At 56.7% G+C, this 24183-nt stretch carries 21 protein-coding genes; 5 read left to right on the top strand and 16 right to left on the bottom strand.

Annotated features, from left to right (window positions below):
* Nucleotides 1-7 precede the first annotated feature (7 nt).
* The gene (locus QMF38_RS10870) at nucleotides 8-1249 is read left to right on the top strand and encodes an aminopeptidase (RefSeq protein ID WP_281759481.1); all 1242 of its coding nucleotides are present in this window, start codon (nucleotides 8-10) and stop codon (nucleotides 1247-1249) included.
* A gap of 575 nt (nucleotides 1250-1824) precedes the next feature.
* Nucleotides 1825-3246: an FAD-binding oxidoreductase gene (locus QMF38_RS10865; RefSeq protein WP_281759438.1), complete on the top strand. Its 1422-nt coding sequence runs from the start codon at nucleotides 1825-1827 to the stop codon at nucleotides 3244-3246.
* 139 nt (nucleotides 3247-3385) lie between these two features.
* Here QMF38_RS10865 and QMF38_RS10860 read toward each other — a convergent pair whose 3' ends face one another.
* Entirely contained in the window at nucleotides 3386-6541 is a 3156-nt protein-coding gene (locus QMF38_RS10860) for an efflux RND transporter permease subunit (RefSeq protein WP_281759437.1), read from the bottom strand.
* A gap of 254 nt (nucleotides 6542-6795) precedes the next feature.
* Between QMF38_RS10860 and QMF38_RS10855 the strand changes: the two genes are divergently transcribed.
* Nucleotides 6796-7584 (top strand): prepilin peptidase, encoded by a 789-nt coding sequence (locus QMF38_RS10855; RefSeq protein WP_281759436.1) that lies wholly within the window; start codon nucleotides 6796-6798, stop codon nucleotides 7582-7584.
* Nucleotides 7585-7636: 52 nt separating this feature from the next.
* A complete protein-coding gene (locus QMF38_RS10850; protein WP_281759435.1) occupies nucleotides 7637-8677 on the top strand; it encodes a type IV pilus twitching motility protein PilT in 1041 nt (346 codons plus the stop codon).
* On the opposite strand, the gene gspM is transcribed toward QMF38_RS10850, so the two are convergent.
* From gspM to panD, 12 genes are all read right to left on the bottom strand, one after another.
* Nucleotides 8659-9345 carry a type II secretion system protein GspM gene (gene gspM, locus QMF38_RS10845; protein ID WP_281759434.1) on the bottom strand — a complete coding sequence of 229 codons (687 nt, stop codon included), beginning with the start codon at nucleotides 9343-9345 and terminating at the stop codon, nucleotides 8659-8661. The genes QMF38_RS10850 and gspM overlap by 19 nt on opposite strands.
* Nucleotides 9342-9929, bottom strand: a complete 588-nt coding sequence (locus QMF38_RS10840) for a PilN domain-containing protein (RefSeq protein ID WP_281759433.1) — start codon at nucleotides 9927-9929, stop codon at nucleotides 9342-9344. Before QMF38_RS10840 ends, gspM begins: the two co-directional genes overlap by 4 nt.
* A gap of 3 nt (nucleotides 9930-9932) precedes the next feature.
* A complete protein-coding gene (gene pilM / locus QMF38_RS10835; RefSeq protein WP_058094313.1) occupies nucleotides 9933-10913 on the bottom strand; it encodes a type IV pilus biogenesis protein PilM in 981 nt (326 codons plus the stop codon).
* A 13-nt stretch (nucleotides 10914-10926) separates the two neighbouring features.
* Nucleotides 10927-11427: a hypothetical protein gene (locus QMF38_RS10830; RefSeq protein ID WP_157057191.1), complete on the bottom strand. Its 501-nt coding sequence runs from the start codon at nucleotides 11425-11427 to the stop codon at nucleotides 10927-10929.
* 18 nt (nucleotides 11428-11445) lie between these two features.
* Nucleotides 11446-12201 carry a prepilin-type N-terminal cleavage/methylation domain-containing protein gene (locus tag QMF38_RS10825; RefSeq protein WP_058094315.1) on the bottom strand — a complete coding sequence of 252 codons (756 nt, stop codon included), beginning with the start codon at nucleotides 12199-12201 and terminating at the stop codon, nucleotides 11446-11448.
* A 14-nt stretch (nucleotides 12202-12215) separates the two neighbouring features.
* Nucleotides 12216-12782: a type IV pilus modification PilV family protein gene (locus QMF38_RS10820; RefSeq protein WP_281759432.1), complete on the bottom strand. Its 567-nt coding sequence runs from the start codon at nucleotides 12780-12782 to the stop codon at nucleotides 12216-12218.
* Nucleotides 12783-12796: 14 nt separating this feature from the next.
* Nucleotides 12797-13339: a type IV pilin protein gene (locus tag QMF38_RS10815; protein WP_281759431.1), complete on the bottom strand. Its 543-nt coding sequence runs from the start codon at nucleotides 13337-13339 to the stop codon at nucleotides 12797-12799.
* Between the two features lie 150 nt (nucleotides 13340-13489).
* On the bottom strand, nucleotides 13490-14719 hold the full coding sequence (locus QMF38_RS10810; RefSeq protein ID WP_281759480.1) for a type II secretion system F family protein: 1230 nt from the start codon (nucleotides 14717-14719) through the stop codon (nucleotides 13490-13492).
* 35 nt (nucleotides 14720-14754) lie between these two features.
* Nucleotides 14755-16437 (bottom strand): GspE/PulE family protein, encoded by a 1683-nt coding sequence (locus tag QMF38_RS10805; protein ID WP_058094318.1) that lies wholly within the window; start codon nucleotides 16435-16437, stop codon nucleotides 14755-14757.
* A 77-nt stretch (nucleotides 16438-16514) separates the two neighbouring features.
* The gene (locus tag QMF38_RS10800) at nucleotides 16515-17654 is read right to left on the bottom strand and encodes a pepsin/retropepsin-like aspartic protease family protein (protein ID WP_281759430.1); all 1140 of its coding nucleotides are present in this window, start codon (nucleotides 17652-17654) and stop codon (nucleotides 16515-16517) included.
* A 209-nt stretch (nucleotides 17655-17863) separates the two neighbouring features.
* On the bottom strand, nucleotides 17864-18907 hold the full coding sequence (locus QMF38_RS10795; RefSeq protein ID WP_281759429.1) for a homoserine dehydrogenase: 1044 nt from the start codon (nucleotides 18905-18907) through the stop codon (nucleotides 17864-17866).
* Between the two features lie 120 nt (nucleotides 18908-19027).
* Nucleotides 19028-19429, bottom strand: a complete 402-nt coding sequence (panD, locus tag QMF38_RS10790) for an aspartate 1-decarboxylase (protein ID WP_006445870.1) — start codon at nucleotides 19427-19429, stop codon at nucleotides 19028-19030.
* Between the two features lie 284 nt (nucleotides 19430-19713).
* Here panD and QMF38_RS10785 point away from each other — a divergent pair, with 284 nt between their 5' ends.
* Complete coding sequence (locus QMF38_RS10785; RefSeq protein WP_281759428.1) at nucleotides 19714-20385, top strand: coiled-coil domain-containing protein; 672 nt, start codon at nucleotides 19714-19716, stop codon at nucleotides 20383-20385.
* Nucleotides 20386-20527: 142 nt separating this feature from the next.
* On the opposite strand, the gene QMF38_RS10780 is transcribed toward QMF38_RS10785, so the two are convergent.
* From QMF38_RS10780 to QMF38_RS10770, 3 genes are all read right to left on the bottom strand, one after another.
* Nucleotides 20528-21823: an MFS transporter gene (locus QMF38_RS10780; protein ID WP_281759427.1), complete on the bottom strand. Its 1296-nt coding sequence runs from the start codon at nucleotides 21821-21823 to the stop codon at nucleotides 20528-20530.
* A 192-nt stretch (nucleotides 21824-22015) separates the two neighbouring features.
* Nucleotides 22016-23086 (bottom strand): LacI family DNA-binding transcriptional regulator, encoded by a 1071-nt coding sequence (locus QMF38_RS10775; RefSeq protein WP_058094324.1) that lies wholly within the window; start codon nucleotides 23084-23086, stop codon nucleotides 22016-22018.
* A 453-nt stretch (nucleotides 23087-23539) separates the two neighbouring features.
* Nucleotides 23540-24043, bottom strand: coding sequence for a DinB family protein (locus QMF38_RS10770; protein WP_390854485.1), 504 nt, complete (start codon nucleotides 24041-24043; stop codon nucleotides 23540-23542).
* Nucleotides 24044-24183: the final 140 nt, after the last annotated feature.

Here is a 24183-nt window from a genome sequence, read left to right as displayed (position 1 = left end):
ACGAGTGATGAAAGATTTCGCAGCATGTCTCGAAGACTACGCCATGCTGGGCATTCGCCTAGGCGTCAACCTCCAGCCGGGTCAACCCCTCGTCATCGACGCGCCCATCTTTGCCGCTGAATTTGCGCACCTGCTTGCCGAACAAGGGTATCGATCCGGTGCCAAAGCCGTTCATATTCTATGGTCGGATCCCGAACTGGAAAGGCTTCAACTTCTGAACGGATCGCCCCAAGCGTTGCATTCCTATCAGGCGTGGAGACAGCAAATCTATGGCGAAATGATGGCTGCCAAAGCTGCGTTCTTCACCGTTTTGGCACCGCGGCCTGGGCTGTTTGACGATGTGCCGGCAGAGAGAACCCATGCGCTACAAACCGCGTCCCTATCCGCTTTGGGCTTTCTACGCGAGGCCAAAATGAGGGGCCAAGTCAGTTGGTCTGGGCTGGCCATCCCAACGACCGAGTGGGCCAATCAAGTCTTCTCGGCCGAAGAGCCAGCCAAGCGGATCGCCGGGCTTTGGGAAGCTCTGTTTCGCGTGACGAGAGTCTATGAGGCCGATCCGCTACGCGCCTGGCAAGGCCATCTTCGCGATTTACACCACCGATGTGCCGTCATGAACACAGCTCAATACCGCGCGCTGCGCTACGATGCACCTGGGACAAACCTCATCGTGCAGTTGCCCCATCGTCACATCTGGAGCGGCGGTGGCAGATTCACGGAGGATGGCGTATTCATCGTGCCCAATCTCCCCACTGAAGAGGTCTTCACTGCACCACTGCGCACTGGGGTCAACGGCACGGTCAAAGGCACGCGACCTTTCATCTACGCAGAACAGGTCATCGACGAGTTTACGTTGACTTTTAAAGAGGGCCGCGTGATCGAGTGTCGTGCGGAGCGTGGACTCGAGGCACTCAAGGCGCTGTTGGCAAGCGATGAAGGTGCCGCATTTCTGGGCGAGATCGCCCTCGTGCCCAATCGTTCCCCCGTTTCCCAGGAAGGCTTGATATTTTACCATCCACTATTTGACGAAAATGCATCGTGTCACCTTGCGCTCGGCTCCGCGTACCCAACTTCCGTTGAAGAAGGACCAAGCCTCACCAAAGAGCAGTTGGTCAAGCGAGGCATCAATTCGAGCATGATTCATGTCGACTTCATGATGGGATCCGAAGAGTTGAGTGTTCACGCATTAACCGAAGCTGGCGATTGGATTCCGTTGTTGGAGCATGGCGAGTGGGTCGCTGCCACGCCGTAGCTTCAAGGCCACTGACACTCCGCTTGCGATCACGACGGCTTCAAGGCACCTGTTCACCCACCTGTACCGTTTTTTAATTCCTTGCGCATCCATACGCAAGTCTACGAGAGCACAGCTCGTGAGCGCGATTCACTCAAAAGGGCCATCGCATGTGCAATGCACGCGATGGCCCTCTTTCCGTTCACTTACACCCCATGATCTCTCACATTAGAACAGGTGATCGAACAGATGGTTGAACAGATGGTCAAACAGATGATTCATATTTTTCATAATTGTATTTCACCTCTCTCTCAACGCCAGCATAGCGGTAGGCACGCACAAAGCGCAATGGTTTGGCAGAAATCTGGGATTTTTGAGACAAAAGAGACATTGTGAAGATCCAATAAGACGATGATTACGGAAATCTCCGGGGCAAGACATCGGCGCTTTCCCACCTGTACCTGTTGGGGATACGACAAAAAAGGTGTAAATGGAATGAGACATTTGAAACATACCTCGGGACGCTTGATACGGCGTCCCGCTCTATCATGTGAAATCGGAACTGATTTCACTGAAGAAGGGACTGTGCATCGAGCTTGAACGACCGTTCGTTGCTTTTGGAAGAAGAGAATCGCTTTGCTCTGGAACAAGCTGTTGTAGGTGACGTCGTATTTCCCGAGCACCCTGAGTACGAGGCTCGCCGCAAGGTCTGGAACGGCTTGTTTGATCCGAAACCAGCTGTTATCGTCGTCTGCCAGAACGCAGATGATGTCTCTGCAGCCGTACAATATGCAAACCGCCAAGGACTCCCCGTCGCGGTGCGTGGCAGGGGTCACCATATCGCTGGCTATGGTTCCTGTGACGGAGGTGTACTCGTTGATACTTCCGCCATGCGGGATGTGCTCGTCGATGCAACAACCCAAACGGTCAAGGTAGCCTGTGGGGTATCGGCAGGGGAAGTCATCCGTGCCACACAGACACACGGTCTAGCCGTGCCAACCGGCGATGTGTCGAAAGTTGGGATAGCAGGATTGACACTCGGCGGCGGGATGGGTTACCTGCGCCGAAAGTACGGTCTTACCTGTGATCATCTGATCGAAGCCGAGATGGTACTTGCTAATGGGCAACAGGTACGCGTAAGCGCGACGGAAAACGCAGAGTTGTTCTGGGCCATCCGTGGAGGCGGCGGCAACTTTGGCATCGTCACATCGTTCACGTTCCAAGCACGCCGCATTGGCCCTACCGTCTACGGTATCCGTTTGATGTACAGTGCCGCCGATGTCGAAACCGTCCTGCAGGGCTGTCGCGAATACCTGCGCACGGATCGCGCAGACGTCAGCTTCAACATCGCAATTCACACCATCCCACCCCTTCCGCATCTGCCACAACACTTGATTGGTCAAAAAGTGGTCAGCATCAATGGCATGCACGCCGGTGAAGATATGGAACTTGCCGCCCTCGATAGCGAACCGTTGCGCAAACTGGCGACGCCCCTCTTGGATCTGTGCGGCCCCATCGACTACACAGATCTGCACACACATCTGGATGAGCAGGTGCCTGAAGGCATGCCGGCGTACGGCAGATCGATTTATCTAAGCACGTTGGATGACCCATCCATTGCGACCATTGCACAGGCCGTTGACACGGCTCCGCCGACGGCGATGGCGATGGTATGGCTGCTCGGTGGTCGCATGGCGGAGGTACCTGCAAGCGAAACCGCGTTCGGCGCGCGCGACGCAGAGGCTTTGTTCATCATGGAGGAACTGGTCATTCCGGAACCTTCTGACGCCGTGCAAAAGGCCAGAGTGAGCAGTGCGTGGGTGGACCATGTTCATCGTTCCCTTGCTGAGGAACAACTTTCTGTAGCCACCTATCTGAACATGGCAGGCCTCGAGGAACAACCCGAAATTGTCGTACGCGCCACGTACGGAGCCAATTACGCACGTCTTTCCGCGATCAAGCGCGAATTCGATCCCGACAACGTCTTTCGATTGAATCCCAACATTCTTCCGGAATGATGATACGCCCACCAACCTGCAGGTCCTAAGAATCGAGCGCAAGTTGCAAAGAGGCTGTCGGAGAACTTCTTCTCCGGCAGCCTGCCTCTGTAAACACCCGTTGTAAATACCCAACGCCCGTCCTTGCTCGCTGAGGTTATCAAAGCCCCAGCGGTTGTTCCCCCATTGTGCCCGGATCTGCTCCGCGCTCCTTCGCGCGGCGGCGCTCGTCGCGCTTGCCGGCAAACGACAGGTAGACGGCAGGAACAAGTAGCAGCGTGACCAGCGTCGAGAAGGTGAGCCCAAAAGCAATGACCGTCGCCATCGAGGCCAATGTCGCGGCACCCTTGCCATAACCAATCACGAGCGGCAGCATCGCGAGCACCGTCGTCAACGTCGACATGAGAATGGGGCGCAGGCGGACTGGTCCCGCCTGCATCAGCGCATCGTAAAGCGAGTACCCCGCTCGGCGCAAGCGGTTGGCGTAATCGACGAGCACGATGGCGTTATTCGCGATTAACCCCATCACCATAATCACGCCAATGGCCGAGTCGATGTTCAGGGATCGGTGCGTCAAAAATAGTCCCAGCGCCGCCCCGATAAACGTCGGCGGCAAACAGAACATGATGACAAACGGCGTCAGCAAAGCTTCAAACAGACTCGCCATCAGCATGTACAAAAGCAGGATGGAAAAGCCGAAGGCGGCCGCGAGATCGATCATCGTCGAATGCAGGAACTGCCCGTTTTGGCCAAAGCCCACGCTGTAGCCACTTGGCACGTGGAGGGTCTTTAGCTTTTTCGCGAGTGCGGCCTGCGCGCGCCCTGAGGTCACGCCATACGGCGTCGCGGTGACCGTGACGGTGCGCTCGCCGTTGACGTGATCGATCTGCGGCGGTTCGGATGAATCGCTGACGGAACCGAGCTTGGTGACCGGCACCTGTTGGCCGCGCTGATTCTCAACCGTCAAGTCAGAGAGATGGTTCAGGTTCTGCGCGTAAGACGCTGGCAACTGGACGACGATGTCATAGGCATTGCCGCCCTGGTCAAACGTGGAGGCCACACTGCCGTTGACATCCGTTCGCAACACCGACTCCACTTCCTGCTCCGTCAGTCCATACGCGGCAAGCGCTGATTGGCTCAGCGTCAACTGCACGTCCGGCACGCCGCTCGTCGCACCATTCTGAATGTCCTCAAGCCCCTTCGTCTGCTGCATCAAATGCACGACCTGGTTGCTCAGCCGCACCAGTTCCGCCATGTTTGGCCCTTGAATCTGCACGGAAATCTGATTGGAAGCCGGCCCGCTCGATCCGTTTGCAGAACCGGCAGCCACTTGAATCTGCGCGCCTTTCACCTTCTGCACGGCGATGCCAAACTGGTGGCTCATCGCGTCCACATCCTTAGAGGCGACGCTCGCCGCAAACGAAACGGTGATGGTGGCCTGGTTGGTGGCCCCGAGATCGCTATACGAGTTGCCGCCAATTTGCGCGTCTATCTGCTCGATACCGCTCAACGTATGGCGCGCCATCGCCTCCACCTGTTGCGCGATCGCGTTGGTCCTTGTGAGCGAGGTCCCTGGCGGCGCTGTAATGGAGACGGTCATCTGGTTATCTCCGACATTTGGCACCAACTCAAAGCCGATTTTGGGCACCATGGCGACGCTTGCCACAAACATCAGCGTCGTCGCCGCAAACACCGTCTTGCGATGCCCAAGCGCCCAGCGCAGCGCGACCCGATAGGCCGAAGTCAGGCCGTGCATCGTGCGCGCCGACCAGTCAAATGGAGCGTAGAAGCGAAACGGCGCATCGATGCCGGGCACGGTCTCCGGCTGCTCAAAGCGGGGGCCGCGCAAAAGGCGCGATGCGAGCATCGGCGTAAACGTCAGTGCGACAAACAGGGCCGCGACGTGGGAAAACGACACCGTAAGCGATAAGGGCTTAAAGAATTGCCCGGCTAGACCCGGCACAAAGATGGATGGCGCAAACACACAGATCTGCGCGCAGGCCGCGACGACCACCGCCATCCCGACTTCCTCGGTGCCATGCCTCGCGGCTTCGAGGGCCGACAGGCCCCGCTTGCGGGCGCGGAAGATAGACTCCAGCACGACAATCGAGAAGTCGACGAGTGATCCCAGGCCAACGGCGAGCGAGCCCAAGGTGATGGAGTTGATGGACAAGCCGGCGGCGGCCATCAAGGCGAACGTCGACAGAGTGGCGATGGGAATGGCGACAGCGACGACGGCGGTCGTGCGGATGCTGCGCAGGATCAGCAACATGACGATCACGCCAAAGATAAAGCCCAACACCGTATGGTTGACAACGGTATCGATAGTGTCGCGGATTGGCTGTGCACTGTCGCTTAAAATTTGCACATGCACGCCGGCTGGCAGTTGTGACGCCACGCTCGAGACCTCTTGGCGCACGGCATTCGACACCTGCACGATGTTCGCATCGCTCGCCTGCGAAACAGCAAGTGTCACGGCCGGTTTGCCGTTGACCGTGGAGATGAGCGTCACCGTCTTATCCCCGTCGTTCACCGTAGCGATGTCCTTGAGCGGAATGTTGCCGCCAAGGGGCAAGGCGATAGGGACATTGTCCAAAGCGGCCGGACTCGCAAACTGCCCATCGATGTGCAAAGGGATCAGCAAGTTGCCCTTTTGCACCTGTCCTGCATCAGCCGACATGTTATCGGAAGCAATCGCCTGAACCACTTGCTCGATGCTCAGGTGGTATTTGGCGAGCTTGTCCGGATCGACATTGACCGTGATCTGGCGCGTCAAGTTGCCTGCGGTCTGCACGCCGGCGACGCCGTTCAAGCGCTCAATGGCTGGTTCGACGATGTTCGTTGCCGCATCGCTGACGACTTGCTGCGAGACGTGACCGCTGCCGTATACGGACACTTTCATAATGGGTAGGCTGCTTGGGTCAAATTGTTCGACCGCTGGCGCGCTCGCATCGGACGGCAGCCCTGGCTGCACGCGCGCGATGAGGCTGCGCATCTGATTGAGCTCCTCATCGATATTGGTGCCATAGTTGAACTCGACAATGACCAGCGAACTGCCCTGTGTCGATGTCGATTCGATGAGCTGTACGCCCGAGAGGCCTTCCAGCGTTTGCTCAATTGGGTGTGATACCTGCTGCTCAACCTCCTCGGGCGAGGCGCCTGTCCACGAGGTCGCCACGGCTGCAATCGGCAGGTTCAGCTTGGGGTAAAGCTCTTCAGGCAAGTGAAACACAGAAAAAACGCCGACTAATACGACGGCCACCATCAACATCGTGATTGTGACCGGGCGGCGAATAGAAAAGTTGGCGATCCGCACAGAATCGGCTCCTTTGTGTCGTGTGATGGGAAGGGCGAAGGGCACACCATCACCCTGCTGACCTTTATCCTCGCTTGGGAGCATTACTTTTGCAAGTAAACTTTTTATGAAATTGTAGTGAATCAACCTGAAATGTGCCATTTGTCGACATAGACAGCAGGATTTCGACGCCGCCAGGGCGTAGATGTGAGGCATAGGTTGGCGGATGAACAACGCGAAAGCCGCTTTGCAAAGTGGTTTTTACCCAAGGAGAGATGGCTATTTCTGTGCAATATCCTGCGGTGACCTGGCTCGTTGCCGCGCTTTTGTTTGCCTACGGGCTGGTTTTCGGCTCATTCGCAAACGTCGTCGCGTACCGCGTGCCGCGCCACGAATCGGTTGTGCGTCCGAGATCGCACTGCGTGCATTGCCAGCACACGTTGTCCTGGTGGGAGTTGCTGCCCGTCCTCTCGTGGCTCGTGTTGCGCGGCCGCTGTCGAAAGTGCAGGATGCCCATTGCCGTGCGTTACCCGCTGCTCGAACTGCTGACTGGTGTCCTTTTTGCAAGCGCCTGGTGGCAGGGGCATACCATCGCGCAAGTGGTCGTCTGGGCGCTCTTCTGGCTGTACATCATGATGGCTGTCGGGACGGACCTGACGGCGATGATCGTCCCGAATGTGTTGTCACTGCCGGCTGCCGTCGTCTTTCTTTGCGCCTCCGGCTTGACGCACATCCAGCCATGGCCAAATGCCGCCATTGGCCTGGTTGTCGGCTTTGCGATGGTATTTCTCGTGCATCTGCTTTCCGGTGGCCGCATGGGGCTTGGCGACGCCAAGCTGTATTTGGCGGTCGGCGCGATGCTCGGCCCGTGGCTGAGCTTACTCTCATTCGTTCTCGCTTGCATCTTTGGCAGCCTCATCGGCTTCGGCCTGCGTCTGAATGGACGGCTAAAGGTCGGACAGTTTGTGCCATTTGTGCCGTTCATCGCGCTTGGCGTGATGACCGCCGTCTGGTATGGACAAGCACTTCTGCATCTCTACATGCGGCTCGTCGGGTTGGCTTAAGCGCCGACCCCCGCAAGGCCACGACCACGTTCTGAACACAGGGGGAAGTTCCATGAACATCGATACATTTCTCGTGCAAGCCAAAGAAAAAAACGCCTCAGACGTGCATCTGTCGGTCAACGCTCCCGTGATGTATCGGATAAACGGCGAGTTGGAGCCAGCAGGGGAGCCGCTTTCGCCGGACGATCTCGATGCCATGGCGAGATCGATGATGAATGCGGAGCAATGGGGGCGGTTTTTAGAGCGCGGCGAGATCGACTTCTCATACAGCATCCGCGGCGTCTCGCGCTACCGCGTGAACGCCTACCGGCAGCGCGGTTGCATCAGCGTGGCGGCCCGGCTCATCCCGGCGCGCATTCCCACGCTCGACGAACTCGGCCTGCCGAAGGTGTTTCGCACCTTTATGGAAAAGCCACACGGCCTCGTCCTGGTCACCGGGCCAACCGGCAGCGGCAAGTCCACTTCGCTTGCCGCGCTGCTCGACGCCATCAACCAAACACAGCGCCGCCACATCATTACGCTCGAAGATCCCATCGAGTATTTGCACACACATAAAATGTCCATTGTCGATCAGCGCGAGATTGGCCTCGATACGCTTGGCTTCGCGCCTGCCCTGCGCGCCGCGCTGCGCCAGGACCCGGACATCCTGCTCGTCGGCGAAATGCGGGATCTCGAGACCATCAGCACGGCCATCACCGCATCGGAAACGGGCCACCTCGTGTTTGCCACACTGCACACAAGTGACGCGGTGCAAACCGTCGAGCGCATCATCGACGTCTTCCCGGCTGAACAGCAGGGACAAATACGCCTGCAAATCGCCTCCGTGCTGCAGGGCGTCATCTCGCAGCGCCTGCACCGCTCCGCAGATGGAACCTATCGCGTCGCCTCGTTTGAAGTGCTCGTCAATACGCCAGCAGTGGCAAACCTCATCCGCACGGGCAAGACGCACCAGATTCCATCGCTGATGCAAACCGGCAAGCAGTTTGGCATGCAGACGATGGAGATGAGCATGCAAGAGCTCGTCCAGCAAGGCAAAATCGCAGCAAGCGTGCTTAAGCAGTGGACGTCGTCGACTCAATTGGCCGGCTGGTAATACGCGGCGATTTGCAAATTCGCCGTCGCTGTCGCTCCATCAAGCCCTTTAAGGTCAGCGACATACACGTCAAGTAACCGCTGACTATGGTAGAGATCGGCCAACAGGGCCTCGATGTCCTTGGCCGATCCGCTGACCACAACCGCGTAATCAAGACTGGGGATGCCTGCGCTGCCGACCTCAAGCGGCTCATCGCCATTTGTGCCGGTGTCGCCGAGTTGGCCTGCTAACGCCTGCAACGCCGCTTGCGCCTGCGCGCTGTTGGCCAAGGCGCTTTGCTCCGCCGCAGCCGCCGCTGTGGAGTTGCCGCCGTCTGATGTCGTTGCGCCACCCGCGCCTGCGCTATCCATCCGCGCCACGCTCAGCAAAGTGACGTTGTTTGCATTGGCATCCGCCGCCAACAGCTGTAGGAAGCTTGGCTCATTTTCCCCCACAGGCAGAGCCGTATGGATGTCGATGGTCGCGCCGCCCTTCGTGCCGTTCGCCTTCGTAGCGGGATGCTCTGAGAGCGAGTTCATCGTGGCGACGAGCGATTGTCGCTGCGTCTGCAACGCACTCAACCGATTCAGCATCGGCGCCAAGCCGTACACATAGACGAGCGCCACGGCGGCCAACACGCCAGCGCCGTAAAGCAACGCACGTTCGCGCCTCGAAAGCTGTCGCTTCACTGTGCCGTCCCTCCCGTCGCCATCGCCAACGTCACGGTATACGCGTACAGATAATGATTCGATCCGCCACCGACAAACACGGCTTGCGGCGTTTGCCCCGGCAGTTGGCTTGGCTCTTTGGCAACCTGGAACGCCACCGATGCAGCAAAAGGATCCTGCTGCAGGTTCTGCTCAAAAGCTGCCACCTCGGCGACACTCGCACTGCGCCCGCGAATCTCCATCGCGGAACCAGCCAACTTGATCTCGTCGACCGTCATGTCGGCCACCAAGGCTGCGTCGATTTCCTGCAAAACGGTTGCCCAGTCGACCCGCGCGGCCGCCGCCTGGGCAAGTTCACTCTGTAACGCCGAAGACCCTCCGCCATGTGTGGGCGCGCTACCACGCTCGGCCGTCTGCACCTGGCCGTTTAGGGTGGCGACCTGTGTGGCCACCTGGGCAACCTGTTCATGTAAAACGACCAACAAGGCCGCGCAGGCCGCGGCGGCCAGCGTCACCACGCCAAACACAAGCAGGCGCCCGCGCCCTCCGGCCGCTAACCGATTGCCGTGTGATTTTTGCGGTCGTGGCAGTAAGTTGATATCCAAGTCTCACACCTCGCGAAGCGCCAGGCCGATTGCAGCCGCATAGTCGTGAAGGAATGGGTCGTCTGGGCGGATCGTCACTTTGCGCGTAAACGAAACGTGGCTACGGATGAGCGACGACAAAGACATAATCTCGCACGGGATGCCCAGTTGCCCCTCGAGGGCCGACCACTCACTTGTGGCACCCTCTGGTACGGCAATCAACAGCTGGGCGAACTCGACACCCCTCTGATTGAGCGTGTAGCGAAAGAAGTTCATCGTCCGCTCGACCTCGACGCCGATTTGGTTGAGATTATCGAACATGCCCGCGGATACGTCGGCAGCCGGCACTGGCAGCGGGAACTGGCGCGTCAAATAAAGCAGCCCTTGATGGAAGACATGCATATCTGCAACATCGCCGTCGACTTCCATGAAGAGAAACGTCTGTGGCAAGCCGCCATGAAATCTGCGCAATAGGCGATACACGGCCAGCGGATGGATGTCGACGGAAACGGGACGAACACCGCTATGGCGAAGGGATTCCACAAGCGGCGCGACCAACTGTTTGTCCGCCGCGACCAGGATGAGACTCGTCTCCGCATCCGCCCCGGCCTCACCTGCCGCCTCTTCCCGTGGGCAACGCACAAAATCAAACGTAACCTCGTCGAAGGGCAGGTGGATATTGTGTTGCAACTGGAATTCGATCACGCTTCGCAATTCCTCATCGGAGAAGTCCGGCAATCCCAACTGGCGGATGACCGTCCAGCGGTTCGGAACCGCGACGTGCAACTGCCGCTTCTTGCGCCCGCTTGGTGGGAACACGCGTTGCCAAACGCCTTGCCACGCCGCGAGATCAAGGTCGGAGGCAGTGCTGCCAGGTTCACCATCGAGTTCATAGGTCTCAAGACGGCGCAAACGAGGCCCCTTCGCCCACTCCAATTCCGCAACGCGAACGCTCGTGTCACTCACTTCGACGCCAATCGACACGCTTTTGCCACGCAAAGCCACCAACATCACCCACCTACACCGCACGCACGGAAGAATATGTATAAAACAAAGAGCTTGGCCCTTTCTGCGATTGCTGTTGCAACTGAATATCCAGGATCAATGAGGAACCGCTCAGCGTCGACCGCACCATCTCATGCAGCACGCCTTGTCCATCCAAGTAAGACCCCAAATAGACGGAAGGGTATCCTTGTACCTTAAGGGCGCCGATCACGCCTGTCTGCACCGCGAGATTCGCCGCAGCCGGAGAAATGAACTTTTGTGGTTGCAATATGTTTTGAATGATAGATTCCATTTGATTGAAGCTGGATTCCACTTGATTGTCCGCTTGATATTGCGCGGCAACCTCGCTGACCATCGTGCGTCCCCCTGTATGCAAGGCATAATCCGTCCACGCGATGGCGCCAGACACCACGGTGGCCAAAAGCACGACCAAGACGACGGACCAAACCAACGTAAATCCTGACTCTGCGGAAATCGACACGGATTGCCTCGCCCGTATTTCATTTCGCCACACGCGCTTCACGCTCCTCCATCAGCGGACATCCGCATCGTGGTAGCCACTCGCCAGATCATAGGTCAGCGTTTGCCCTGTGCTGCTTTGATACGGCGCTGACAATCGCATGATGAAACTGTTGACAAAAGTACCGGACGAGATGGTGGACGGATGCAAAAACCCAAGAATATAGTTCGTCCAGGAAAAGTCGGTGCCACTTCCCTGCGGGTAGAGGACCGGGAACATCCATTCGATGTCCACTCCACTTGCGAGCGGCGTCCCATTGACCGCAGGCGGTGTTTGGTTCTGCGCTTGAGCATTGTTCGCGTTTACGCTGTACACGTCCCATGAGGAGGCGGATCGTTGGATAAACTCGAATACCTTGAAACAAGTTGCCCCGACAATGGCCGCTTGTGCAGTTTGTCCTCCGGAGACCGTGGGAACCACGGTCGTCGTGTTGTACATCCAGGGCCTATCCGCATCGACAGCCGCGGTCGTCGGATAGCCTCCCCGGTAAAGCCAAAGGACGACGACCGCTGAGGAGGAAGCTGGATTGCCGCTAAACTGCATCTGCACGAAATCAGAACTGCGCAACATGCGATTCAGCGCGTGATTGACCGTGAGGACCTTTTCTTGTGCGGCGTTGAAGCTGGTCAGTCGCTGCGCCCGCACTGCAAGCATCCACACGAGGTTGACGAGAATTCCCGCCACCATCGCCGCGATGGCGATAGACGCCAGCAGCTCGATCAAGGTGAGCCCTGCCTCACCGCTTCTTTTATGCGTTTGCATCGTCATCACCGCACATCTCCTCACGACGAAGGTAGTACGGGTGCAGTTACGGTGGCGGTGAGCCCCTGCGGCGTCTGCACTTGCACCTTGTAGTCCACGCTTGCAGCATTATTCGTGGCGCTCGAAGAGATAGTACACCGAAAGCCGTTGTACAGCGGATAGGTCCAAGAGAACGTGATCCCAGGCGGCGGTACAATGAGGACGATGGACGACTGCGACTCGTTGCCAAGTGCATCACCCGGAACTTCGATGACCCAGCCAATGATGTTTTGCGGCCTGTCCTTGATTTCCTCGGCGATTGTTGTGGCCAGTCCCAAAGCCTGATCATACTGCGCCATTTTGAGCGATCCCGCCTGCGCACCGCCAATGGCAAGCAGTGCTGCAGTCCCAGCAAGCGCGATAATCGCGACCGATGCCATGACCTCAATCAGGGTCAGGCCCGCTTGCCCATCGCGACGCCCTGCTCGCCGCAACCATACGCCGCGGATGCCATGCACGCCCATCACCCCCCAGGGACTTCGCTCAATCGTCGTCTTACCCCGAATATAGAGAAAGCCCCCTTGCGGGAGCTTTGCCCTAGTCGACATGTCAAACGTCCAAATTACTGAATGGTGACGTAGTAGGTCCCAGTTGTTCCATTGGTGCTGTTGGGGTATGTGAAGGTGACATACGGTACGGTACTATTTGCCGGTGGTTGGGCGTTCACGATGGCAAAACTTCCTTTTTGCGACTGAGGAGCAGGCAGAGAGTTGATATAACCGCCGCCCGTTGAGTTATTCAGTCCATTTGTCAGCAAATCGGAAACAAAGCTGGATCCATTGGCCGCGGAATTGGCCGGCGCCAAGGTCGCACCACCTGGCGAACTCGTCAAATTGCCTGTCGAGTTAATCGCCAACGCCCCGCCATTTGCCGAGTTGGACTGATAATCAAACTCTGCCCGCTGCAAAGCGTCGGCAATCATTTGTTCGTTCGCTTTATCCGTTGCCACGCGCGCCTTATTGATCTGACCCATGACGACAGGTACGCCCACGGCCGCCAGAATGGCCAGAATGACGACGACGGCAAGTAGCTCAATCAACGTGACGCCTTGCTGTTCTTTTAGTTTTTTCAATAGGTTTTGTAGCTTGTCCTTTAATGCTTGCATGAACACTCTCCCTTTCACACCCTCGTTGGACGCGCTGTTTCCTCTATATCCAAGCAAATCCTGAACGTCCGTGTCTCTATTATAAATTGCAAAGAAAAGAATTGTACACTATGTTCGTATGCGTTTCTCCACCGAATTCAGCTCAGGGTGTCACATGCCCGTCGCACTGCTCATGCCTTGATATAGCGAGAACATTGGCAACAGCGCCGCCAGGACGATGATGCCAACAACCCCAGCCAACAAAGCGGTTAAAAGCGGCTCCATGAGCTGTTTCAACCTGTCCACAAACATCGCAAGTTCCGATTCGTAAAAGTCTGCGACCTTCCCGAGCATCTCGTCGAGCTGCCCCGTTGTCTCGCCAACCCGCACCATCTGCACCATCATCGGAGAAAACGCCCCCGTTTCACGAAGCGCCCCAGAGAGCGATCCGCCATCGCCCAAAGCGTCCCGAACCTGGCGCAAGGCCCTGGCCACATAGCGGTTGCCGACTGCATCGGCAGAGAGCGCGATAGCTTGTAGAGCCGGCAGTGCCGCATGAAAGAGCATTGCCAGAGTTCGCGAGACCTGTGCCATGGCTCGCTTTTCAAACAACTGCCCAAACACGGGCACGCGCAACAGCAGCCGATCCCGCCAGTACAAACTCGGACCATGTCGGTTGACAAACAGAACGGCGGCCACCAGCACCACAAACACGCTGAGGCCGATATACCACCTATGCGAGACCAGACTCGAAGCACCAAGCACCACTCGCGTCGGCCAGGGCAGTTGCAGGTGTTGCGCCGCAAACACTGTGACAAACGTCGGGATGACGCGTAGCAGCAAGAAAATCGAGACGAAAACGGCCATTACGGCTACCACGATGGGGTAGATCATCGCAGAGCGGATCTTCTCCACCGTCTCCCGCTGACGTTCCTGGTACCCCGCCGTATTCTCAAGTACCTCGTCAAGCGTACCGCTTGCCTCGCCCGCCCGCACCATCTGCACAAACAAAGCCGGAAAAACGCGTGGATACTCCGCCAGACTCTCCCAAAGGGGCCGCCCGTCGCGAACGCTTGCCCCAACCTGGGCAATGGCGCTTTTTAAGACGCCCTTTTCCGTCTGTTCGTGAAGCACCTCAAGCGCATTGACCAAGGGAACCCCTGCGCGCACCAACGTCGCAAACTGCCGGCAGAACGGGACAAACTGTTCCCGCTTCACGCCGCTAAAAAGCCCTAAATCGACGTTGATCTCGCGCGTCCAGATCGATTCGTCGACCGGCCGTAGCTCGACGACATACAAGCCCTGCTCGCTCAACTGGCGCACAGCCGCCGCCTCGTCTTCGGCCTCGATGCGCCCCTGCGATCGCTTACCCCGAACAGCCATCGCCTCGTACTGATACACACCCAACTTCGTTCTCTCCTCAACCTACGACCGAATCAAACGAATTCCAGTGCTCCCTCGGCGGCCGTCACCCGCAGCACTTCCTGCACCGTGGTCAGGCCCTGAGCCGCCTTCGCCAGCCCGTCTTCGAGCATCGTCGTCATCCCCCGCTCGCGCAAACGTTGCCTGTAATCATCGGCGGATTGTGCTGTCAAGATGAGGCCCGTCGTCTCGTCGTCCGCCTCCAACACCTCATGAATCGCCATGCGGCCGCGAAAGCCTGTATTGCCACAGGCGGGACAGCCGCGGCCTGCGACGAGTCCATCATGAGACATTCCGTAATGCGCCAAGAGCTTTTCCTCCATCGGCGTCGGTCGGTACGGTTGCTGGCAGCGCGGACAGACGCGGCGAACCAGGCGCTGCGCGACGACCCCGGTCAACGCCGAGGCAATCATATACGGCGCAACCCCCATGTCAAGCAGCCGAGTGACGGTGCTCACCGCATCGTTGGTGTGCAAAGTCGAAAGCACGAGATGCCCGGTCACGGCCGCGCGCAGAGCAATTTCCGCGGTTTCTTCGTCGCGGATTTCGCCAATCATCACAATATCCGGATCCTGGCGCAACAAGGCGCGCAAGCCGCGCGCAAACGTCAAACCCGCCGCCATGTTGACCTGCACCTGATTGACGCCATCCAGTTGGTATTCAATCGGGTCCTCAATCGTGATCACGTTCATCTCGGGCGTGGCCAAGCCTTTAAGCGCCGCATATAGCGTCGACGTCTTGCCTGATCCGGTGGGGCCGGTGATGAAAATGGCGCCATGCGGCCGTGCGAGCATCCGTTCAAACGCTGCAAGATGCTCACGCGAGAAGTCCAACTTCTGCAATTCGAACGTTTGGCCTGAGAGATCGAAGACGCGCATGACAACCTTTTCACCATGCGCCGTCGGCATCGTCGCCACGCGCACATCGAGTTTGTAACCGCTCTCCTCAAGCTCAAAGCGCCCGTCCTGTGGCAACCGCTGTTCCGCGATGTTCAATTGGGCCAATACCTTGACGCGCGCCGTCAAAGCGCTCTGCAGGTGCCGTGGCACCACTCGCTCCGTCCGCAAAAAGCCGTCGATCCGGTAGCGCACGCGAACGCCGTCGGCCTGTGGATCGAGATGGACGTCGCTCGCGCCCGCAGCGGCAGCCTCGACGAGGATCTGATTCAACATGCGTACGACGGGCGAATCGCTGCGCATCGGATCCGGTTCGGCTGCGGCAGGAGTCGGCTCCGGTTGCGCCCTGCGCACGGCCTCGTCAAATGTCTCTTGCAGGTGATAATACTTGCGAATCGCACCTTGGATATCGTGTCGCGTCGCAATGGAAGGCTCGATGGTGAGGTTGGTCGTCATCCGCAAATCGTCGATGGCATAGTAATCGAGCGGATCTGCCATCGCGACATACAGCCGATTGCCACTTTTGCGGTAGGGAATGACTTGATACGATTCGACCAGCCGTTCGGGGACCAGATGTAAAACAGCGGGATCGATCCGCATGTTGCTGAGCACGACATGGGGAATGCCGAGCTGAAATTCGAGTACCTCGACAAGTTGGCTTTCGCTGATATAGCCATTGTTGATCAGCACATCGCCAAGGCGAGACTGCGACTCGCGCTGATCCGCCAAGGCCTTTTGCAATTGCTCTGGCGTCAACAAACCCGCCTCGACGAGAATTTCACCCATTCGTTTGCGCGCCACCGGCCTTCACCCCTTAACCGGATGCAATAGGAAGCCAATCCGGCCGCCGCGGCGGCCAGATGGCGGTTGCTTATCGATCAATGAAAGATGGACAACATATTGTATTTTTGCGAGACGAACAAGTCGTACCCGTTCGCTTGAAAGAAGCCGAATCCGAGCAGCGAGATGCCGGTATAGCTTGGATCGACAATGCAGGGAATGTCGGCGAAGTGCTGCCCGCCGATGTCGAGCGAAACCTCGCTCATATATGCCTGATCTTGGCCACCAATGCCAGACACAGCAATGCTACCGAGGTTGGGCAGGTGCAACAGTTTAGCATCGGCCGCCGTGAACAGCGGTTCATAGGCGCCGGTGTCCAGTTGCAGGGTCAGATTGTCCTTGCCACTACTAGCGTTAAAAAAGACGCCGTTTTGGAAAGTCGTGATGGGCACCGAGGCGAGCAACGTCTCACCTGCGGCCTGTGGCGCAGCCGTTTGACTCGATGCAGCCGGTGCAAACTTCACCGCCGCCGTCTGCTGCACCGTCTTCCCCGCCGGATCAACCCAGGATACCGTGACATACGCCGTTTCCGCCGTGTTATCTTCGACGCCGTTGAACCACATGCCCGAGTAATCGGTCGCTGTATGCAAGGTCGTGCTGCCGCTGGAAGGCGTCAATGTGCTAAAACCAGTCGTCGTGATGGTGATGTTCTGGTTAGGTACAGTGTTCATCCCGTCCAAGGTCGCAATTTGCAGCGGAGCAGGGCTTCCCACTGTCGTATTCTGGGTATCGATCTCGATTTGATAATGATGGTTGACGGGCAAGCTGCTAAATGTGAACCCGCCGCCCTTAAGAGGCGTAGCCTTCACCTTCGCGGCAAGCTTTTGCCAAGGGACATACGTGGTGCCCCCGTAGACGACGCCCTGCACGTAGCCGCCGGTCACCGCAATTTTGCCACCGCCCAGGTCTTCATAGGGCGTTTTCATGGCCGCCATGCCGCTTAGCGCGACATACGTCGTATCGCCAACCGCAATGGCGTCGTACTGCTTGCCACCAATGAGCGCGCGCACATGTCCGTGCGCGAGCGCGTTGGTTTTTACGAGAGCGGCCTTGGTCGGAGCCTTCTGCACCGCCTTGCCGGCCGCGCGCTTCGCTGACGGCTTCGCCGCGTGTGTACCTGCTACGCGATGTTGCACCGTGTGCGGAGATACCGTTTTGGCCGAGACGGTCGCAGCCATGGGTGTTGCCACAAGAAGTCCTGAAACCACCAGGGAAGTCCAAAAAGAACGAGCTGTCTTCACAAAGAATGCCTACCTTCTCGAGATGGTCCAAAGGACATAACCTTCAGACGCAATCTGCTACGTAATTTGATTGGTAGGGTAATTCTGTGTCAAACTGGTCATTTCCTGCACGACTGCCACTGGGATTTACCGACTCCTATCGCCTTTCAGCCCTTGTCTGCGGATTCGCGCACGATTTGCAGCACGTCTTCCAACACGGCACTCGCCGTTGGCAAGGCTCCAGCCCCAGGGCCAATCAAGGTGATGGTGCCCACCACGTCCCCAGTGATGGCAATCGCGTTGTTCACGCCATCGACGAAATAGAGCGGATCGTCCGGCTGCAGCACCTGCAGGCCAACCGTGCAATGGACGATGCCATCCTCTCCCCAGACCGCCGACGCAACGTGCTTGACCTTGGCACCAGCCCGTCTTGCCGCTTCGATTTGTGCCGCATCGACGTTATCGATGCCACGCCGCGGCTTGGTCAATGTCGCCAAAGGTTTTCCGCTGTTTGCCGCCCCAACGAAAGGCTGACCGTCCGCGACGAATTCGGTTTGCAACAAATGCGTATCCACACGCAGTGCCTGCAGGAGAATTTGCAACTTGTAGTAGGCGTCGAAGCCCTCGACGTCCGCCGCCGGGTCCGGTTCCGCATAGCCCAAGGCCTGCGCTTCCTGCAACGCCTCGGCAAACGGCGCCCCCGTCTCCCACATGCGCGTCAGGATGTAGTTGCAGGTGCCGTTGACAATCCCACGCAAGGATTGCACGCGATTGAGTTCGAAGTATGTATGCAAAGTGTGCAAGACCGGAATGCCGCCAAGCACACTCGCTTCGTGGCGCAAGAACAGACCGCGCTTGCTCGCGAGATCGCGCAATTCCTCGCCGTAGAGGGCCATCAGGGCCTTGTTCGCCGTCACGACGGATTTGCCATTTTCGAGCGCGTGTCGCACGACATCATGCGCCACGTCAATCCCGCCCATGACCTCGATCACGATATCGACGTCGTCTGCCTCGCAGACGATCCGCCAGTCATCTGTCAACAGGTGGCGCGGTACATACTCTGGTCGCGGGCGCTCTAGATGCCTTACGGCGATGTGCGTGGCCGCTAGTTGTACGCCTTCCCACGCCCCTTTCCGATCCGCCAGCACTCGCAACACGCCGCTTCCTATGACACCACATCCAACAATCCCCAATCGCACCTGATTTGCCAACCGCCTCTCGCCGCCTCTCTCCATTATGTAAGACCATACCTGGTCAATGCTCTATTAAAAAAAGGGCACCCCTTCGGGATGCCCTTCCACTTCACCCAGTCACTGGCCCGTTTGCACCTGTTACGTCCGAGCTTCGGCCAAGCGCCGATTTTCCTCTGCCTCGCTGTCCAAATGCAATTGTATGCGATTGTTTTCATCGACCAGTACCACAGTTGGCTCATGCTGCAGAGCATCCGCATTTTCGTACATCGCATACGAAATGATGATGACCAAATCCCCTGGCTCTGCCAAACGTGCCGCCGCGCCGTTTAAGCCAATGACGCCCGTCCCCGCATCGCCTGGAATGACATATGTGTCAAAGCGCGCGCCCGTGTTAATATTGACCACTTGCACACGCTCATTTTCCAATAAATCAGCAGCTTCCATGAGCTGCGTGTCGATGGTGATACTACCGACATAATTGAGGTTTGTCTGCGTCACCGTCGCGCGATGGATCTTCGACTTCATCATCGTGCGAAACACGCCAACCCCTCCGTTTCCCATTCTGTGCTGTCGTCAAGGCTGAAAACCGCATTTCGCGGCGTTTTCCTCAGGCCATCTTACTCCCATCTACGCCCTATGACAAGTCAGAAGAGACGGCAACAATGCCAGTGGCTAGCGAAACTAAGCATCCGTCCACGTTACAGTGCGCGATAGGATCTACAAGATCTAAAGAAATCACACAATATTGGCTGGTCAAGGAGCAAGGCATCGTCTAAGATGAGCGGCAAGCAAACGAAACGCCATTGTACAGGAAGTGAGGATCTATGATGGAAGAGCGCTTTGATCGAATGGAGCGCATGATAGAGGACCTGATTCACCTTGTTGGAAATACGAAAGCAGATCTGACAGTGCAGTTTCAGCAATTGTCCAACAAGGTGGATCATTTGACGGATCGCGTCGATGATCTTACTGTTCGCGTGGATGATCTCACTGTTCGCGTGGATCGTCTCACCGAACGCGTCGATGATCTTACTGTCCGCGTGGACCAGCTCACCGAACGCGTCGATGATCTCACTGTCCGCGTGGACCAACTCACCGAACGCGTCGATGGTCTCACCGTTCGCGTGGATCAGCTCACCGAACGTGTCGATGGTCTCACCGTTCGGATGGATCAGCTCACCGTTCGCGTCGATGATCTCACTGTTCGGATGGATCAGCTCACCGAACGCGTCGATGATCTCACTGTTCGGATGGATCAGCTCACCGTTCGCGTCGATGATCTCACTGTTCGGATGGACGGCCTTACAAACACAGTTACCAATCTTAGTAAACAAGTCTACAACCTCGATGGTAACGTGGCCACCTTGACTCGTGACATGCAAACCGTGCAACAAACCTTGAAGCGAATGGACGGGGCATACGCCCTAACGGAAAAGCGCCTTGATTGGCACGCGGCGGAGATTGGCCGCCTGCGTGAGAAGGCGTTTCTCGCCTAATCACTCAAAGTGCCAGAACACATAGCCGCGATTTTCGCAGGCTCACACAAAAAGGCTACCCCGTTCCAGCGTTTTTCGGCCTTGGGGTAGCCCTTTCGCACCTTATTGTTTGCGCAATCCACCTTTTGCTAGGCAGCTCTACCTATTTAGAAATCTGCTGTCCCGGCATGGTTTGCTCGATGCCCGCACCTGGTTTGCGAGCGCGAACCGCCATCGTCAACAGGACGGCAACGACCAACGACAGTGCCATGAAGATGTAGGATGCATTCGGCCCGCCTGTTACGTTGTTCAGGTAACCAACGAAATAGGATCCCACGAACGAGCCCAAGGCCCCCATGCAGTTGATGAGCGCCATGGCGACGCCCGCGACATTGCTCGGTAAAAGGTCGGGAACAATTGCGAAAAACGGACCGTACGGTGCGTACATGGCGCCGCCGGCGATGACAAGAAGAATGAAGGAAGTGGTGAAATGCCCAGACCCGGAAACGTAGGACAGGTAAAAGGCCACCGCGCCGACGAGCAAGGAAACCCAGACGTACGCCTTGCGGGTACTCGGCCGGCGATCCGTCAGAAATGACGTTATCATCATCAAAATGGCGGCAAGTAGATACGGAACGGAAGATAACCAACCGGTGCTTACGATGCCCACATGCGAAGCCGCCTTAATCATCGACGGCAACCAGAGAACGAAGCCGTAGACGCCGATGCTCCAGAAGAAATATTGCAGACTGAGCAAGACAACGGGTCGGGAGGTGAACGCCTCGCGATAGTTCCGCACAGGGGTGATGCCTGCTTGTTCCGCCGCAAGCGCTGCCGCGACAGCCTGCTTCTCCGCCGCACTCAGCCACCTGGACTCTTCTGGTTTGTCTTTGACCACTGCCCACCAAATAAACGCCCATATGATGGAGGGCACGCCTTCAATCACAAACATGCCCTGCCAATGAAACCATTGAATCAGATATCCCGAAATGACCGACATCCATAAGACCGTGATGGGATTGCCAAGGATTAAGAACGTATTTGCGCGTGATCGTTCACCATTTGTAAACCAATGACTGATGAAGATCAGCATCGCGGGCATGACAACGCTTTCAACAACGCCGAGCAAAAATCGGTCTACGTAGAGCAACGGCAGATTGGTGATCACGCCTTGCAACGAAGCGAAGATGCCCCACAAAATGAGTGCCCAAAATACCAGTCTTTTTGCGCTGTACTTCTTTGCATAGTGCGCACCTGGTACTTGAAAGAAAAAATACCCGAGAAAAAATAGGGATGCCAATAAAGATGACGATGCCGCGTTCATATGCAAGGCCTGCTTTAATCCACCCGCCGCACCCAATCCATAGTTTGACCTATCGAGGTACGCCAGGCTGTACGTGATGAAAATCACCGGAATGAGCCGGGACCACCTTGAGCCTGGCAGCGACTGTTGCTCCATGTACATCTCTCCTTCTTGAAAGATGATTCACCCCTGCACTTGGCATGCGCTGATTGCGTGACATGTTCCACATCTTCGAGCATGCGCGAATCGAATGCTGACTCACCCCCTTTAAGCGTTTCGCGTACATCCAGAAGCGGCCGTGTATAGCGAGATGGCATATGGTATCGGTTCCACACTGGCGCGAGAAACTCATTCGCTATGGATTGCCTGCCTATTTGACGAGTGCGTGCGCATGGACTGCCCCGTGGCAACCTTCGGAGTTGAAGCTCTCTCCTGTAGCGTGGCCGCTACGTAAAAGCGCCGTGGCTCCCCCGCATCTCCAGCGAGCCGCGCAATCAGGCGATCTGCGGCCGTCACGCCCATCTCGTAGGCGGACTGCGATATGGTGCTGATCCCCACAATTTGCGCCCAGTCTGGGTCATCAAAACTGATGAGCGCGATGTCATCTGGAATGCGGTAGCCGAGACTCTGTATGGCTAATGCCGCCTTAAGCAATATCACGGCGTTGCCCGTAAAGACGGCCTTGGCAGTCGCCGTCTTACGACTGACAAATGCTTGAAGGAAATCAAGCAATGACGAGTCGTCGACAACTTGGAAGACGGCGCTCTCCTCCCCTACATGGCGCTCTGCAATAAATGAGTGGAAGGCTTGCACTCGTTCAATGCGCGTGCTGATGTCGGCGGTGGGCGCTGTCACATAGGCAATGCTGTGATACCCTTGGCGAACGAGGTAATCTAGAGCATCATATGTCGCTTGGGTATTGTCCATGCCGACGAGATCGACATGCATTCCGTTTACTTCGCGATCCAGGAGTACGACGGGCGTTTTTTCCTTTTGCAAGGCGAGTAGCATGCTTTGGTTGTACCCCGTCGTATGAAGGATGAGACCATCGATATGGTGTGAGCGAAGCGTACGGATATAGTTTTGCTCTTTGGTGGGATCATTGTCCGAGTTGCACACGAGCAAGCTGTAGTGGTGTTTGTGGCAGACGTCCTCGGTTCCGCGGAGGATGGCTGTCGTAAACGGATTGGCGATGTCCGCGACGATGATGCCAATGAGCCTGCTCTGCTTGGCCTTTAACCCGCGTGCCATTTGGCTTGGCTCGTAGTTTAAGCCTTGAATGGCCTGCTCAATCTTGCGATAGGTTTCCTCAGCGATGTATTCGGCTTGATCGCTGAGAAAGCGAGACACGGTTGTCTTTGATACGCCCGCTGCTTTCGCGACATCCGCGATGGTCGGCCGCCGACGGCTATCCTTCATCGGACATTCACCCTCTCGGTGTCTCTTACTCCGTTCCTCGCAAACTCATGGATATGCACAGTCTGCGGAAGTCATATGAAATCGGTTTCATATAATCACTATAGGCTGGCGGCAACGAGGGTGTCAATCCACCGTAAACGCTAGAAATAGGCGCAAACACGCAACATCCCAACGTATGGGCCATTTTTCCGGCCTACACATATGCGGCTCCCACGATGTACGGCTCTTCCTCTAGCACCAAACTTCAGGAAATGCCTTACTTGTGTATGCGGCCCTTACGTGCAGTAAACCAACCCTATAAACGTCCTAAGCTAAGAGCCCCAATATTCGCGGGTAACGCTGTAAATGTTATGGTGTTCCCATGTCCCATTGATGTTGAGATCATATTCCGAGAACCCCTCATCACGAAAGCCAACCTTTTCGAGGGCCTTTATGACTCATCATTCGCGCACTCTATCCCAAAACCAAATCTGTATCTGGAGGGACGTAACCAAGTTGTCGAGCCATCGCCACAATTTGGCCTTTGTGATGGAACTCATGCGTTTCCGTATGCGTCAGCAGCCATAACGGCGTGGTTGTTATCGGGGTCTCTTGCCATCGAACGTGATTTTGCACGTGTGCATCCCACTTGGAATGATAGACTTGCAAAAAATGGTCAACCGTTTCATTCACGAGTTCGAAGCGATCACGAACCCTTTGAACGTCCGAGTTTGTCACCTCATGATCCGACGCGAAAGAAAAATCATGCTGCCGTAATGCAAATGCACCTAGCCAATACAGGTAGCAATCTGCGACATGAATATACGTTTTTATGATGCTTCCGCTCCCGAACCCGGAAACTGGAGCCTGCAAATCTCGCAACGGAATGGATTCTAAAAAGACAAACAACGCCTCTCTTGTGGAACGAATCAGGTCATATTGTTGCTTAAGAAGATGATGCACTGTAGAGCCCCCCATTCTTAACCAATTATATCACTACTAGCCCGCCGCGAAGTCACATCTACCCATATCCACGCCCGTCACATCTTTCCGTTATGCGCAGCCTGGGTAATCCAGCAAAGCCAGATACATAGGTCCTATGACCCATTGCGCTTACT

Source organism: Alicyclobacillus hesperidum subsp. aegles (assembly GCF_027923525.1).
Lineage (GTDB): Bacteria > Bacillota > Bacilli > Alicyclobacillales > Alicyclobacillaceae > Alicyclobacillus > Alicyclobacillus aegles.
The sequence above is the reverse complement of the archived record's forward strand: the minus strand, read 5'-3'. Positions and strand labels throughout refer to the sequence as shown.